Here is a 12,569-nt window from a genome sequence, read left to right as displayed (position 1 = left end):
CGCCGTCACGCGGCCGCGGGGCGGGCGCGCACCAGCGTGCTCTTGCCGAACAGGCTCTGCACCAGGTCCACCACCAGCTCGGCGGTCTGGTTGCGGATGTCGAGCGCGGGGTTCAGCTCCACGATGTCCAGCGAGGCCAGGCGGCCCGTGTCCGCGATCATCTCCATGCAAAGCTGCGCCTCGCGGTAGTTGGGGCCGCCGCGCACGGTGGTGCCGGTGCCTGGGGCGATCTCGGGGTCGAGGAAGTCCACGTCGAAGCTCAGGTGCAAGTGCACATCGTCGCCGGCCTCGCCCTCCAGCCCGTCGAGCGCGCGGCGCATGACCTCGCGCATGCCCAACTCGTCGATGGAGCGCATGTCGTACACCTCGATGCCCAGCTCGCGGATCAGGCGCTTTTCCTCGTCGTCCACGCTGCGCAGGCCGATCTGGCACAGCTGCGCGCCCTGCAGCGCGGGCACGGCGCCGCCCAGGGCCGACAGCGATTCGGGGCCGAAGCCGTACAGGCTCGCCACGGGAATGCCGTGCACGTTGCCGCTGGGCGAGATGGCGGGCGTGTTGCAGTCCGCGTGGGCATCGAGCCAGAGCACGCGCAGGCGCTTGCCCGTCTGGCGGCAGTGCCGCGCGACCGCGCTGATCGAGCCCACCGCCAGGTGGTGGTCGCCCCCGAGCAGGATGGGCATGCGGCCGGCGGCGAACTGCGCGGACACGGCGTCGTGCACCGCGCGGTTCCATGCCACGCATTCCGCCAGGTTGCGCAGCCCGTGGTCGCCCCGCGCGCTTTGCGGGTTGGGCGGGCCGAAGAGGTTGCCGGCATCTTCCACGTCCACGCCGAACCGCGCGAGGGCCGGGCCCAGCTGGGCGACGCGCAGGGCGTCGGGCCCCATGGCCGCGCCCAGGCGCGCGGCGCCGGCGTCGGTGGGGGCGCCGATGAGGGTGGCGCGCGTGTGCGGGGCGGGGGTTGCGGTGTCGGTCATGGGTTCATCTCCTGGAAACGCACGGCGTGCGGGCGCCGTGGCGCCAAAGTTTTCACCCGCATGCGGTCTGGCGGCCTGCGGAAAACGGCATGGGGCGCGTGCAGTGTGCACGCGGACGGTGACGATGGGTGGCGTGTCCTGGCGCAGTCCACGCGTGCTTAAAGCGCTTCCGCCAGGTGGGCGGCGGCCTGCACCAGCGGGGGCGCGCCTGCGGGCGTGCCCAGGGCGATCCACGGCTGGATCTGCGCGTACAGGTCCTTGGGGTCGGCCTGGTCGGGAATCAGCTCCAGCGGCTGCAGCAGGCCTGCGCTGCGGCCCAGGGCACGCATGAAGCGCAGGGCGGAATAGTCCTCCAGCGCAAAGCCCACCGAGTCGAACACGGTGACCTGCGCGAGCGACGTGCGGGCCGGCGCCTCGCCGCGCACCACGCGCCAGAACTCGGTCACGGGGAAGTCGGCAGGCATCTGCTGCAGGTCGCCTTCGATGCGGGTCTGGGGTTCGTACTCCACGAACACGCTGGCCGCCCGCAGCACCTCGGCCGCCAGTTCGGTCTTGCCGGGGCAGTCGCCGCCCACGGCGTTGATGTGCATGCCAGGCTCGACCAGGTCGCCGTGCAGGATCGTGGCGTAGGCCTTGTCGGCGGTGACGGTGGTGACGATGTCCGCGCCGCGCACGGCCTCGGCGGTGCTGGCGCAGCGGACGATCTCCAGCTCCCCCCGCGCCACCAGCGGCGCGAGGTTGGCCGCCAGCTTGGCCGTGGCGGCCGGGTCGATGTCGTACAGGCGCAGCTCGCCGATGCCCAGCAGGCCCACGAAGGCCAGGGCCTGGAACTCGCTCTGCGCGCCGTTGCCGATCAGCGCCATGCTGCGGCTGTCCGGGCGGGCCAAGTAGCGCGCGGCCATGGCCGACGTGGCCGCGGTGCGCAGCGCCGTGGTCAGGGTGAGCTCGCTCAGGAAGGAGGGGTGGCCGGTGGCCACGTCGGCCAGCGCGCCGAAGGCCATCACCGTGGGCAGGCCGTGGCGGGTGTTGACCGGGTGGCCGTTCACGTACTTGAAGGCGTAGTCGCGGGCGTCGGCGACGGGCATGAGTTCGATGACGCCATTGGGCGAATGGCTCGCGGTGCGCGCGGACTTGTCGAAGTCCTGCCACCGGGCGTAGTCCTCTTCGATGGCCTGCGCCATGCCGCGCAGGCATTCCACCACGCCGGTGCGGCCGACCAGTTGCGCGGCGCGCGTGGCGCTCAAGAACTCGGTGGACATGGTGCCGGGGATGGGGCGTTGGTCGGGGGTCATGGGATCGGCTCCTCGTCGGTGGGTGCGCCACGCGACGGGTGTCGGGGCGGCATGGGTCCTAGCGTCCCACAAGGGTGCGCCAATCCAAATCGGCAAAAATGCACGCATAAGCGCAAAAGACTGGCTTTTTGCTCAAAGGAATTGCCGAAATGGACAATATCGACCAGCAACTGATCGCCCAGCTGCGACACAACGCCCGCGCCAGCGTCGCCACGCTGGCCACGCGGCTGGGCGTGTCGCGCGGCACCGTCACCAACCGCATCCGCCGGCTGGAGGACACGGGCGTGATCGTCGGCTACACGGTGCGGCTGCGGCCCGAGCGCGAGACGGGCGGCGGGCTGCAGGCCTGGACCAGCATCTCCATCGAGGGCAACGACGCGCGCCGGGTCACGGCCTCGCTGCTGGGCGAGCCCAGCGTGCTGGCGCTGCACAGCACCAATGGCCGCTGGGACCTGCTGGCCGAACTGCAGGTGGGCAGCCTGGCGGAGCTGGCGCATGCGCTGGAGCGCATCCGCCTCATCAAGGGCATCAGCAACACCGAGACCAGCATCCACCTGGAGACCGTGCGTGCGCCCATCGCGTCCGGCGGGCGCGGCACGGCCGGGCCATAGCGGGCCCGTAGGACATGCCTGACGGTGCGCCCCTCGGGGCGCCGCCCATAATCGGCAGGCATTGCCACCGCGGCCTTCCACGGCGCGCGGCGGCCGCCACCCACCCAGGAGAGTCCATGTCCCAGTCCACCCCCAAGCGCTTTTCGATGATCCGCGAGTTCCACCTCGCCGACTGGTTCACGCTGGGCAACGCCGTGTGCGGCGTGGGGGCGCTGTTCTCGTCCATGACGTTCCTGGAGACCGGCGAGGTGCGCCACGTGTACTTCGCCTGCGCCCTGGTGCTGGCGGCGCTGATCTTCGACGTGCTGGACGGCCGCATCGCGCGCTGGCGGCAAAAGTCCTCGGCCATGGGGCGCGAGCTCGATTCGCTCGCCGACGTGATCTCGTTCGGCGTGGCCCCGGCCATCATCGCCTACGCCTGCGGCATGCAGGGCCTGTACGACCGCATCGTGCTGGCGTATTTCGTGGCCTGCGGCGTCTCGCGCCTGGCGCGCTACAACGTCACCGCCGAAACGCTGTCGGAAGGCTCGGGCAAGGTCAAATACTTCGAGGGCACGCCGATCCCCACCTCCATCGTGCTCGTGGCCCTGATGGCGCTGGCCGCCGCCCTGGGCGCGGTGCGCGAGCACCTGTGGTTCGGCAGCGTGGTGCTGGGCGGGTTCACGCTGCACCCGCTGGTGCTGCTGTTCGCGCTGTCGGGCTCGCTCATGATCAGCCGCATCCGCATTCCCAAGTTCTGAAGGCTTCGGGGGACGGAATATTGCTATGAAAATAATAGCTGCATGCCGTTGATTTGATTGCGCTGAGGCCCGATTCGATCCAGGGTGCCGGCGCCTGCCGCACGCGGCCTGCAAGCATGGGCTTGTCCGGCCGGGCCTCGGCGCCAAGCTGCCTGCCCCACGCGGCGCGCAGCGCGCGGATACGTCCGGCGACAGGCATCGGCGGGCCCCCACGGTACACTTCGCGCCTTCGGGCCGGGCGTACCGCTCCCCCTTTTTTCCGCACCACGCACCCCCCTTCCATGGCCGTTGACACGGCGGGCCAGGCCCGCACCAGCTTTGACCTCAAGAGCGCCCAGCTGCCCGTGGTGGCGGTCGTGCTCAAGACCACCGACGTCGGCGTGCTCGCCGCCGACCTGGCCGCACGGCTGGAGAGCGACCCGGACTTCTTCGACAACGACCCCGTGCTGATCGACCTGGCCGGCGTGCGCGAGGCCGGCGACGCCATCGATTTCGACGCCCTGTGCGCCGCGCTGCGCGGCCACCATACCCAGCCCGTGGCCGTGCGCGGCGGCAGCCCCGCACAGATGGAGGCCGCGCACGCCGCCGGCCTGATCGCCGCGCCCGAGGCGCCCCCGGCCCGCGTGCATGCCCCGGCGGCCGACGCCCCGCGCGAGGTGGTGCGCGAAGTCATCCGCGAGGTCGAAGTGGTGCGCGAGGTGCCCGCCGGCGGCCCGACCACCGTGGTGGTGGACAAGCCGCTGCGCTCGGGCCAGCAGGTGTATGCCCGCGGCGCCGACCTGGTCGTGATGGCCGTGGTGAGCTTCGGCGCCGAGGTGATCGCGGACGGCAACATCCACGTCTATGCGCCCATGCGCGGGCGGGCCATCGCCGGCGCGCGCGGCGACACCAGCGCGCGCATCTTCAGCACGTGCCTGGAGCCGCAGCTCGTGTCGATCGCAGGCATCTACCGCACCACCGAGACCGAGCTGCCGGACGCCGTGCGCGGCAAGCCGGCCCAGGTGCGGCTCGACGGCGAGAAGCTGCTCATCGAGCCGCTCTAGAACCCGTTCTGACCGCCTTCTTCTTTCATTCGGACCAACGCAGGGAATTTTCACAACATGGCCAAAATCGTCGTCGTGACCTCCGGCAAGGGTGGCGTGGGCAAGACCACCACCAGTGCCAGCTTCGCATCCGGCCTCGCACTGCGCGGCCACAAGACCGCGGTGATCGACTTCGACGTCGGCCTGCGCAACCTGGACCTCATCATGGGCTGCGAACGCCGCGTGGTGTATGACCTCATCAACGTGATCCAGGGCGAGGCCAACCTGAACCAGGCCCTCATCAAGGACAAGCAGTGCGACAACCTGTTCGTGCTGGCCGCCAGCCAGACGCGCGACAAGGATGCGCTCACGCAGGACGGCGTGGAGAAGATCCTGAACGACCTGTCCGGCATGGGCTTCGAGTACATCGTCTGCGACTCGCCCGCCGGCATCGAGAGCGGCGCGCTCATGGCCATGCACTTCGCCGACGAGGCGCTGCTGGTGACCAACCCCGAGGTGTCCTCGGTGCGCGACTCCGACCGCATCCTGGGCATGCTGGGCAGCAAGACCAAGCGCGCCATCGCCGGCGGCGAGCCCGTGAAGGAGCACCTGCTCATCACGCGCTACAACCCCAACCGCGTGGAAGACGGGCAGATGCTGTCGCTGGAGGACATCCAGGACATCCTGCGCATCGAGCTGATCGGCGTGGTGCCCGAGTCCGAGAACGTGCTGCAGGCCTCCAACCAGGGCACGCCCGCCATCCACATGCAGGGCACCGACGTGTCCGAGGCCTACAAGGACGTGGTGGCCCGCTTCCTCGGCGAGGACAAGCCCCTGCGGTTCATCGACGCGCACAAGCCCGGCTTCTTCAAACGCATCTTCGGCGGGAGGTAACGCATGTCTCTGTTGTCTTTCCTGCTGGGCGAGAAAAAGAAGACCGCCTCGGTCGCCAAGGAGCGCCTGCAGATCATCCTCGCGCACGAACGCAACGGCCGCAACGCCTCCACGCCCGACTACCTGCCCGCGCTGCAGCGCGAACTGGTGGCGGTGATCTCCAAGTACGTGTCGATCCACGCCGACGACATCAAGGTGCACCTGGAGCGCCAGGACAACCTGGAAGTGCTGGAAGTCAAGATCGAGCTGCCCGACGGCGTGAAATAGCCGCCACCCTGGCCGTTCGGTCCCCGCCGCGCCGCGGTGCCCCCTCGAAGGGCCCGCGGCGCCGTCATTTGCGGATCTCGGCCTGCAGCGCGGGCGCGGCGCCCAGCGGGTGCTCGGTGTAGAACGTGCCGCCGTGGTAGAGCAGCGGCGAGGCGCCCGTGCGGTGGCTGCAGCGCTCCACCTCGCCCACGAAGATCGTGTGGTCGCCCTCCACGTACTGGCTGCGGTTGAAGCACTCGAACACCGCCGCGGCGCCGTCCAGCACGGGGGCGCCGGCGATGCCCGGCTGGTGGGCCACGCCGGCCCAGCGGTCCACGCCGCGCGAGGCGAAGCGCTCGGCCAGCGCGCGCTGGTCGGCCGCCAGCACGTTGATCGCGTAGTGGGAGCCGGCCGACAGGGCCGTCAGCGTGGAGGCCTTGTGCGCCAGGCTCCACAGCACCAGCGGGGGCTGCAGCGACACCGAATTGAAGGAGCTGGCCGTGAGGCCGATGAGCCCGCCGTCCGGGCCGCGCGCGGTGACGATGGTCACGCCCGTGGCGAACATGCCCAGCGCATCGCGGAACTCGCGCGTGGAGAAACCGGGCGGACGGGCGGCGATGGGGCGGTGCAGGGGGCTGTTCACGAAGGCGCGGGCGCGGGCGGCCGGAGGGAAGGGGTCGGCTATTATGGTCCGGCGCCTGGCGATTTGCTGCCGGCGGCCGCGGCGCCTGCCGTTCTCTTCATGGCCCTTCTACCCACTTTCACGACCCTCGGCTCCGGACCCACCGTGCTCATGCTGCACGACGCGGACGGCGACCACCTCACTTTCGCTCCCCAGGTCGAGACCCTGGCGACGGCCGGCTACCGCGCCGTGGCCTGGGACATGCCCGGCTACGGCCGCAGCGCCCCCATCGAGCCCTACAGCTTCAAGGGCCTGGCCAACAGCTGCGTGCAGTTGCTGCAGGCGCTGCAGTGCGGCCCCGCCGTACTGGTGGGCCACGGCCTGGGCGCCATGATCGCCATCGAGGTGGCGCTGCGCGAGCCTTCGCTGGTGCGCCGGCTGGTGCTGTGCAGCGGCGGGCCGGCCCTGGATGCGCACAGCCTGGACGAATGGGTGGCGCCGCGCCTGGCCGAACTGGACGCCGGCCAGTCGATGGAGCAGATCGCCCAGCGCCTGGTGCCGCGCCACATCGGCACCGGCGCACTGCCCGAGGGCGTGCGCCTGGCCGGCCACGCCATGGGCCAAGTGCACCGCTCGGCCTACCGCCGCGCGCTGGAGGCGCTGCCCACGTTCGCGCGCAGCGCGGCCGAGCTGTCGCGCCTGCACATGCCCACCTTGCTGCTGGGCGGCGAGCAGGACCGCTGCACCCCGCCCGAGGCGCTGCAGGCGCTGGCGCAGGTGCTGCCCGATGCGCGCCACCTGGACCTGCCCCACGTCGGCCACTGGCCGCAGCTGGAAGACCCCGACGGCTTCGACGGCGCGCTGCTGGCGTTCCTGGCTGCTTCCGAGCGGGTGCTGCATTGAGCGCCGCCGACCGCACGCCGCGCGGCGCCGCCGCGGCCGCCCTGCCCTGGCTGCTGCCCCTGGGGGCGGCGCTGGCCCTGGCGCTGATGGGCACGCGCATCTGGAACCCGGACCTGGTGGGCGGCGCGCGCGTGCCGCTCGGCGAGGGGCCGGCCACCGCCCAGGTGACGGTGCCTGCCCGCATGGCCGGCATCCAGTCGGCCGTGATCGTGCAGCCCCGTTCTCCAGAGGCGCCCTTGCCGCAGGCCCGCACGCCCGAACGGGGCGTGGCCCCTTCCCATGTCGGCCCCGGCGCGCCGCACAAGGCGGCGTCCGCACCGGCCCCGGCGCCATCGCCGCCCGGCACGGCCGCCGTGGGCACGGCCGCCGCGGAGCCCGACACCGCCTGCCCGCTGCTCCTGCCGCGCCTGCCCGGCATCTCCAAGGCCCAGTGCCAGTCCGCCCACCTGGTGCCCAGCGGCGCGCTGTCGCGCAACGGCATCCCCCTGTACTGGCGCGACGTGCCGCCGGCCGGCCTGGCCCCGGGCACGGTGCCGCTGCGCGTGCTGGTGGTGGGCGCCATGCATGGCGACGAGCCCACGGCGGCGTCGCTCGCGCTGCGCTGGATCGGGTTCGCCGAGACGCGCCTGCTGCCCACGCGGCGGCCGGTGCACTGGCGGTTCATCCCCGCGCTGAACCCGGACGGCATGCTCGCCAAGCCCGCCACCCGGGTGAATGCGCGCGGCGTGGACCTGAACCGCAACTTCCCCACCCCCAACTGGGAGCGCGACGCCCCCATCTACTGGGAAAAGCGCACCCGCCGCGACCCCCGCCGCTGGCCTGGTCCCGCGGCGCTGTCGGAGCCCGAATCGCAGTTCCTGCACACGCAGATGGCGCAGTTCGAGCCCGATCTGGTGGTCAGCATCCATGCGCCCTACGGCGTGCTCGACTTCGACGGCCCGCAGCCGCCGCCCAGCCGGCTGGGGCGCCTGCGGCTGGACCAGCTGGGCATCTTTCCGGGCTCGCTCGGGCACTACGGCAGCGTGCACCTGGGGCTGCCCGTGGTCACCATCGAGCTGCAGCACGAGCTGCGCATGCCGCAGGACGACGAGGTGCGCGTGATGTGGCGCGACCTGCTGCGCTGGATGGACGAGCACCTGGCCGTCGTGGACGGCCAGGCATCACCGCAGAAATAGCCTCCAGCGCAGATTCGACTAGGGTGTTATGCTATTAAAAATGTAGCAGCCGATGCCAGGGCCTGCGCATCGGACTGCACCGCGCCGGGCGGCCCGCCCTTGCCCCACAGGGCGCCGCCCCAGGGCATGGCCAGGAACTGCGCGCACAGCCGCACCGAATCGATCATGGGCTGCGCCTTGGCGCGGTCGCCGCTGGTGGTGATGAGCCGCAGCGTCTTGGCCGCCATGGGCTCCTTGAACGGCTGGCCCGGAATGCGCATCCAGCCGCTCCAGTGGTCCAGGTAGGTCTTGAGCGGCGAGGGAATGCTGTACCAGTACACGGGTGCGACGAACACGATGTCGGTCGCGGCGAGCGTGGCCTCCAGCAGCGTCTTCATGTCGCCGGTGGGTGCGGGGTACTCGCCGGTGGTGTGGCGCCGGTCCACGAAGGGCGGCAGCGCCATCCGCGCGAGGTTCAGCCAGGTCTGAACGGTGTCCGCCGGCAGGGCCGCGGCGGCCTGCCGCGCCAGCCATTCGGTGTTGCCGACATGGCCGGGCTCGCGGGTGGAGGTCGTGAGGAACAGGGTGTGGGAGGGCATGCCCGGCATGGTAGCGCCGGCCGGCGGTGCCGCCCCGGTCAGGCCGCGACGGGGGCGGACGCGGCGGCACCCGCGGCCACGCCCTGGCCCAGGAAGCCGAAGGCCATGGCCGGCCGCTCGCCGCTGATCAGCTCGGCCACCGCCTTGCCGGAACCCGCGCCGTGCGTCCAGCCCAGCGTGCCGTGGCCCGCGTTGACCCACAGCTTGCCCACGCGCGTGCGGCCGATGAACGGAATGTTGGTGGGCGTGGCCGGGCGCAGGCCGGTCCAGTACTGTGGGTTGCCGCCTTCCTCGGGCGTGCGGGTGTCGCACACGCCGGGCAGGATGGCCTCGATGCGGCGCGACAGCATGTGGCAGCGCGCCCGCGCCAGGGGGCTGTCCAGCGACAGGTCGTAGCCGCCCAGCTCGATGGTGCCGGCCACGCGCAGCACGTTGCCCAGGCGGCTCATGGCGATCTTCTTGCCGTCGTCGATGGTCGAGACCAGCGGCGCGCCCTCGGGCTTGAGCAGCGGGAAGGTCGCGCTGTAGCCCTTGCCGGGGTAGATCGGCAGGTCCACGCCCACGGTGCGCAGCAGCGGGGCGCTGTAGGTGCCGCAGGCGACGACGATCGCATCGGCGGTGAGGTTCTGGTCTTTCTGGCCTCCAGCGCTGGTGCTGCTTGCGCGAACGGCTACGGATTCGATAGCGCCACCGGCCTGGTTCAGGCGCACCACGTCGTGGCCGTAGAGGAACTGCACGCCGCGCTCGGCGCAGCGGCGCGCGAGCTCCTGCGTGAACAGGCGGGCGTCGCCGCTTTCGTCGGTGCTGGTATAGGTGCCGCCGGTGATGTGATCGCCGTAGGCGCGGAAGGCCGGCTCGATCTGCAGCAGCTCGTCGCGGCTGACCAGGCGGCGCTGCACGCCGTGCCGGCGCATCACCTCGACCGCGTGGCCGGCGGCGTCGAACGATTTCTGGTCGGTGTAGAAGTGGGCGATGCCGCGCTCCAGCCGGTGGTATTCGATGCCGGTGGCGCGCACCACGTCCTTCAGGGCGGCATGGCTGTAGGCGCCCAGGGCCACGATCTGCTGCACGTTGCGCTCGAACGCCGCATCGTTGCACTGCGCGAGGAATTTCAGGCCCCAGCGCCACTGGTCCCAGTCGAGCTGCGGGCGAAACAGCAGCGGTGCTTCCTTGTCGAACATCCACTTGAGCGCCTTGAGCGGCGCATCGCGGTTGGCCCAGGGCTCGCAGTAGCTCACCGAGATCTGCCCCGCGTTGGCGAAGCTGGTCTCCAGCGCCGCGCCGGGCTGGCGGTCCACGACGGTGACTTCATGGCCGCGCTCGAGCAGATGCCAGGCGGTGCTGATGCCGATGATGCCGGCGCCCAAGACGATGGTTTTCATGGGCCGGAGTGTGGATCGCGTTGCGGCGAATTAAAAGCAAAATTAAACTTCATCCAAATTCATCAGAACCTCTAATGCACGCACGCCCATGAGCAGCTTTGATCCCGCCGCACTGGAATGCCTGGCCGCCATCGTGGAGGAGGGCGGTTTCGAGCGCGCCGCCCAGCGCCTGAACGTCACGCAGTCGGCCGTCTCGCAGCGGCTGCGCGCCCTGGAGGCGCAGGTGGGCTCGGTGCTCATCGTGCGCAGCCGGCCGCTCAAGCCCACCACCGCCGGCCAGCTGCTGCTCAAGCACACCAAGCAGCTGCGCCTGCTGCGCGCCGACCTGGAGCGCGACCTGCAGGAACTCGCCCCGAGCGCCCCCGGCGGCGCGCGCGAGGACGAGCGCATCTCGATTGCCATCAACGCCGACAGCATTGCCACCTGGGCGCTGGAGGCGCTGCACGATCTGGTGCGCCAGCGCCTGCCCGTCGAGATCATCGTGGACGACCAGGATTTCACGCAGGAGTGGCTGCGCTCGGGCCAGGTGCTGGGCTGCGTCACCACGCTCAAGCAGGCGCTGCGCGGCTGCAAGGTGGTGCCGCTCGGGGCCATGCACTACGTGGCGGTGGCCTCGCCGGCGCTGGCGGCGCGCTACCTGCCGCACGGGCTCACGCCGCACAACTTCCGCGACGTGCCGTTCCTGTCGTTCAACCGCAAGGACGACATGCAGGCCGAGTTCGTGATGCGCGCCTTCGGCCTCAAGCGCGTGGCGCTGCACCACCTGTTCGTGCCCAGTTCCGAAGGCCAGGTGCGCGCCGCCACCGCCGGCTGGGGCGCGGGCGTGGTACCCGAGTTGCTGGTGCGCGGGGCGCTGGCCGACGGCAGCCTGGTGGACCTGGCGCCCGGCCATTCGCTGCCGATCCAGCTGTACTGGCACTGCTGGAACCTCGAATCGGAGGTGCTGGATGCGTTGTCCGAGGCGCTGACCCGCACCGCGGCCCGCATGCTGGCGGTGTAGGCCCTGGGCTGTCCCGGTACCGGGGGCCGCGGCCGGTCGCTAAGATGCGCCGCATGAACACGCCCCCGTCCCGCCCCTCCTTCAAGGCGCAAATGCACCAGGCACGGGAAGAGGCCATCGTGGCGGCTGCGGGCCGCCTGCTCGGCGAAAAGGGCTTCGAGGCCATGACGCTGGACGACGTGGCCGCCGAAGTGGGCGTGGCCAAGGCCAGCCTGTACAAGCACTTCGCCGGCAAGGACGACCTGTGCGCCGCCGCCATGGTGCATGCCGTGGACCGGCTGCAAGGGTTTTTGCAGGGCGTGCCGCCCGGCCAGTCCGCCATCGAGCGCCTGCAGGCGCTGCTGCGCTGGATGCTCTCGCTGCAGCTGACCGACGAGATGCCCCTGCTGCTAAGCCGCAACTCCGGCCTGGCCGGGCCGCTGCGCGACTGCGAGCGCTACCAGGCGTCGCTGCAGACCGCCAGCGCGCGGATCACCACCTGGATCGTGGAAGCCCAGGAGGCCGGCCAACTGAACGCCCAGTGGCCGCCCGACGTGGTGCTGTGGGCGCTGCTGGCCCGTTCGGCCGACCCGCTGCCGGCCATGCTGCGCGCCACCGGGCGGTACACCGATGCGCGCATCCTCGACTGGGCGGTGGAGACGTGCTTCGGCGGCCTGGCCGCGCAAGGGGTCAGCGCACCAGCGGCACCGGCACCTGGCTGTTCGCCAGCACCTGGGTACTGACCGAGCCCATCACCAGCTTGCCGAGCGCGCCGTGGCCGTGCGAGCCCATCACGAGCAGGTCGAACTTTCCGGTGTCCGCCACCTTGCCGAGGGTTTCGCCGATAGGACCGGTCTTCACGATCCGCTGGGCGACCACCCCGTGGCGGGCGAGGAACTTGACCACCGGGCCGATGATTTTCTCGGCCTCTTCGGCGTGGTATTTCTCGACGGTTTCCTTGCCCAGGGCCGCGCGGGCGCGGGGCGGCAGGGCGGGCTGCACGGTCACCACGGTGTAGTCGTGCGTGCCGGCCAGTAGTTCCTCGTGGGTGGCGAGGTAGGCGAGCATTTTCTTGGTGTACGGGCTGCCGTCGACGGCGAGGAGGATGTTCATGAAGACGTCTCCAAAAGAGAAGGGACCAGACTAATCTG

Annotated in this window: 15 protein-coding genes; 9 read left to right on the top strand and 6 right to left on the bottom strand. The window is 70.9% G+C overall.

What is annotated here, in order from left to right:
• Positions 1 to 5 precede the first annotated feature (5 nt).
• On the bottom strand, positions 6 to 974 hold the full coding sequence (gene rocF, locus AVME950_RS14925; RefSeq protein ID WP_284430414.1) for an arginase: 969 nt from the start codon (positions 972 to 974) through the stop codon (positions 6 to 8).
• A gap of 158 nt (positions 975 to 1,132) precedes the next feature.
• Positions 1,133 to 2,266 carry an ornithine cyclodeaminase gene (gene ocd / locus AVME950_RS14920; protein WP_284430413.1) on the bottom strand — a complete coding sequence of 378 codons (1,134 nt, stop codon included), beginning with the start codon at positions 2,264 to 2,266 and terminating at the stop codon, positions 1,133 to 1,135.
• 149 nt (positions 2,267 to 2,415) lie between these two features.
• On the opposite strand from ocd, the gene AVME950_RS14915 reads away from it, so the two are divergent.
• The 5 genes from AVME950_RS14915 to minE all read left to right on the top strand — a co-directional run bounded on the left by AVME950_RS14915 (position 2,416) and on the right by minE (position 5,800).
• Positions 2,416 to 2,877 (top strand): Lrp/AsnC family transcriptional regulator, encoded by a 462-nt coding sequence (locus AVME950_RS14915; RefSeq protein ID WP_284397018.1) that lies wholly within the window; start codon positions 2,416 to 2,418, stop codon positions 2,875 to 2,877.
• Between the two features lie 116 nt (positions 2,878 to 2,993).
• Positions 2,994 to 3,617 (top strand): CDP-diacylglycerol--serine O-phosphatidyltransferase, encoded by a 624-nt coding sequence (pssA, locus tag AVME950_RS14910; protein WP_284430412.1) that lies wholly within the window; start codon positions 2,994 to 2,996, stop codon positions 3,615 to 3,617.
• A 281-nt stretch (positions 3,618 to 3,898) separates the two neighbouring features.
• Positions 3,899 to 4,660 carry a septum site-determining protein MinC gene (minC, locus tag AVME950_RS14905; protein WP_284430411.1) on the top strand — a complete coding sequence of 254 codons (762 nt, stop codon included), beginning with the start codon at positions 3,899 to 3,901 and terminating at the stop codon, positions 4,658 to 4,660.
• Between the two features lie 57 nt (positions 4,661 to 4,717).
• On the top strand, positions 4,718 to 5,533 hold the full coding sequence (minD, locus tag AVME950_RS14900; protein ID WP_284397011.1) for a septum site-determining protein MinD: 816 nt from the start codon (positions 4,718 to 4,720) through the stop codon (positions 5,531 to 5,533).
• Positions 5,534 to 5,536: 3 nt separating this feature from the next.
• Positions 5,537 to 5,800 (top strand): cell division topological specificity factor MinE, encoded by a 264-nt coding sequence (gene minE, locus AVME950_RS14895; RefSeq protein ID WP_092744488.1) that lies wholly within the window; start codon positions 5,537 to 5,539, stop codon positions 5,798 to 5,800.
• Positions 5,801 to 5,864: 64 nt separating this feature from the next.
• Here minE and AVME950_RS14890 read toward each other — a convergent pair whose 3' ends face one another.
• A complete protein-coding gene (locus AVME950_RS14890; protein WP_272566146.1) occupies positions 5,865 to 6,422 on the bottom strand; it encodes a flavin reductase family protein in 558 nt (185 codons plus the stop codon).
• Between the two features lie 99 nt (positions 6,423 to 6,521).
• Here AVME950_RS14890 and AVME950_RS14885 point away from each other — a divergent pair, with 99 nt between their 5' ends.
• The gene (locus tag AVME950_RS14885) at positions 6,522 to 7,304 is read left to right on the top strand and encodes an alpha/beta fold hydrolase (RefSeq protein ID WP_272566145.1); all 783 of its coding nucleotides are present in this window, start codon (positions 6,522 to 6,524) and stop codon (positions 7,302 to 7,304) included.
• Positions 7,301 to 8,479 carry a M14 family zinc carboxypeptidase gene (locus tag AVME950_RS14880; protein WP_284430410.1) on the top strand — a complete coding sequence of 393 codons (1,179 nt, stop codon included), beginning with the start codon at positions 7,301 to 7,303 and terminating at the stop codon, positions 8,477 to 8,479. The genes AVME950_RS14885 and AVME950_RS14880 overlap by 4 nt, the downstream gene beginning before the upstream one ends.
• 26 nt (positions 8,480 to 8,505) lie before the next feature.
• Here AVME950_RS14880 and AVME950_RS14875 read toward each other — a convergent pair whose 3' ends face one another.
• Together AVME950_RS14875 and AVME950_RS14870 are read right to left on the bottom strand one after the other, a co-directional pair.
• Positions 8,506 to 9,066, bottom strand: coding sequence for an NAD(P)H-dependent oxidoreductase (locus AVME950_RS14875; RefSeq protein WP_284430409.1), 561 nt, complete (start codon positions 9,064 to 9,066; stop codon positions 8,506 to 8,508).
• A 29-nt stretch (positions 9,067 to 9,095) separates the two neighbouring features.
• On the bottom strand, positions 9,096 to 10,439 hold the full coding sequence (locus AVME950_RS14870) for a D-amino acid dehydrogenase (protein ID WP_284430408.1): 1,344 nt from the start codon (positions 10,437 to 10,439) through the stop codon (positions 9,096 to 9,098).
• An 88-nt stretch (positions 10,440 to 10,527) separates the two neighbouring features.
• Between AVME950_RS14870 and AVME950_RS14865 the strand changes: the two genes are divergently transcribed.
• Together AVME950_RS14865 and AVME950_RS14860 are read left to right on the top strand one after the other, a co-directional pair.
• On the top strand, positions 10,528 to 11,439 hold the full coding sequence (locus AVME950_RS14865; protein ID WP_272566141.1) for a LysR family transcriptional regulator ArgP: 912 nt from the start codon (positions 10,528 to 10,530) through the stop codon (positions 11,437 to 11,439).
• Positions 11,440 to 11,492: 53 nt separating this feature from the next.
• Complete coding sequence (locus tag AVME950_RS14860) at positions 11,493 to 12,161, top strand: TetR/AcrR family transcriptional regulator (RefSeq protein ID WP_284430407.1); 669 nt, start codon at positions 11,493 to 11,495, stop codon at positions 12,159 to 12,161.
• On the opposite strand, the gene AVME950_RS14855 is transcribed toward AVME950_RS14860, so the two are convergent.
• Positions 12,109 to 12,531, bottom strand: coding sequence for a universal stress protein (locus AVME950_RS14855; RefSeq protein ID WP_284430406.1), 423 nt, complete (start codon positions 12,529 to 12,531; stop codon positions 12,109 to 12,111). The genes AVME950_RS14860 and AVME950_RS14855 overlap by 53 nt on opposite strands.
• Positions 12,532 to 12,569: the final 38 nt, after the last annotated feature.

This window comes from Acidovorax sp. SUPP950, assembly GCF_030158935.1.
In the GTDB taxonomy this organism is placed as follows: Bacteria; Pseudomonadota; Gammaproteobacteria; order Burkholderiales; family Burkholderiaceae_C; genus Paracidovorax.
Note: the sequence above shows the minus strand (reverse complement) of the source record. Positions and strands in the feature narration are given on the sequence as shown.

Excerpts from the sequence above, each read along its gene's own strand:
- AVME950_RS14855 (WP_284430406.1), bottom strand. The coding sequence starts at position 12,531 with ATGAACATCCTCCTCGCCGTCGACGGCAGCCCGTACACCAAGAAAATG.
- AVME950_RS14860 (WP_284430407.1), top strand. The coding sequence starts at position 11,493 with ATGAACACGCCCCCGTCCCGCCCCTCCTTCAAGGCGCAAATGCACCAG.
- AVME950_RS14870 (WP_284430408.1), bottom strand. The coding sequence starts at position 10,439 with ATGAAAACCATCGTCTTGGGCGCCGGCATCATCGGCATCAGCACCGCC.
- AVME950_RS14875 (WP_284430409.1), bottom strand. The coding sequence starts at position 9,066 with ATGCCGGGCATGCCCTCCCACACCCTGTTCCTCACGACCTCCACCCGC.
- ocd (WP_284430413.1), bottom strand. The coding sequence starts at position 2,266 with ATGACCCCCGACCAACGCCCCATCCCCGGCACCATGTCCACCGAGTTC.
- minD (WP_284397011.1), top strand. The coding sequence starts at position 4,718 with ATGGCCAAAATCGTCGTCGTGACCTCCGGCAAGGGTGGCGTGGGCAAG.
- pssA (WP_284430412.1), top strand. The coding sequence starts at position 2,994 with ATGTCCCAGTCCACCCCCAAGCGCTTTTCGATGATCCGCGAGTTCCAC.
- AVME950_RS14885 (WP_272566145.1), top strand. The coding sequence starts at position 6,522 with ATGGCCCTTCTACCCACTTTCACGACCCTCGGCTCCGGACCCACCGTG.
- rocF (WP_284430414.1), bottom strand. The coding sequence starts at position 974 with ATGACCGACACCGCAACCCCCGCCCCGCACACGCGCGCCACCCTCATC.
- AVME950_RS14915 (WP_284397018.1), top strand. The coding sequence starts at position 2,416 with ATGGACAATATCGACCAGCAACTGATCGCCCAGCTGCGACACAACGCC.
- minC (WP_284430411.1), top strand. The coding sequence starts at position 3,899 with ATGGCCGTTGACACGGCGGGCCAGGCCCGCACCAGCTTTGACCTCAAG.
- AVME950_RS14865 (WP_272566141.1), top strand. The coding sequence starts at position 10,528 with ATGAGCAGCTTTGATCCCGCCGCACTGGAATGCCTGGCCGCCATCGTG.
- minE (WP_092744488.1), top strand. The coding sequence starts at position 5,537 with ATGTCTCTGTTGTCTTTCCTGCTGGGCGAGAAAAAGAAGACCGCCTCG.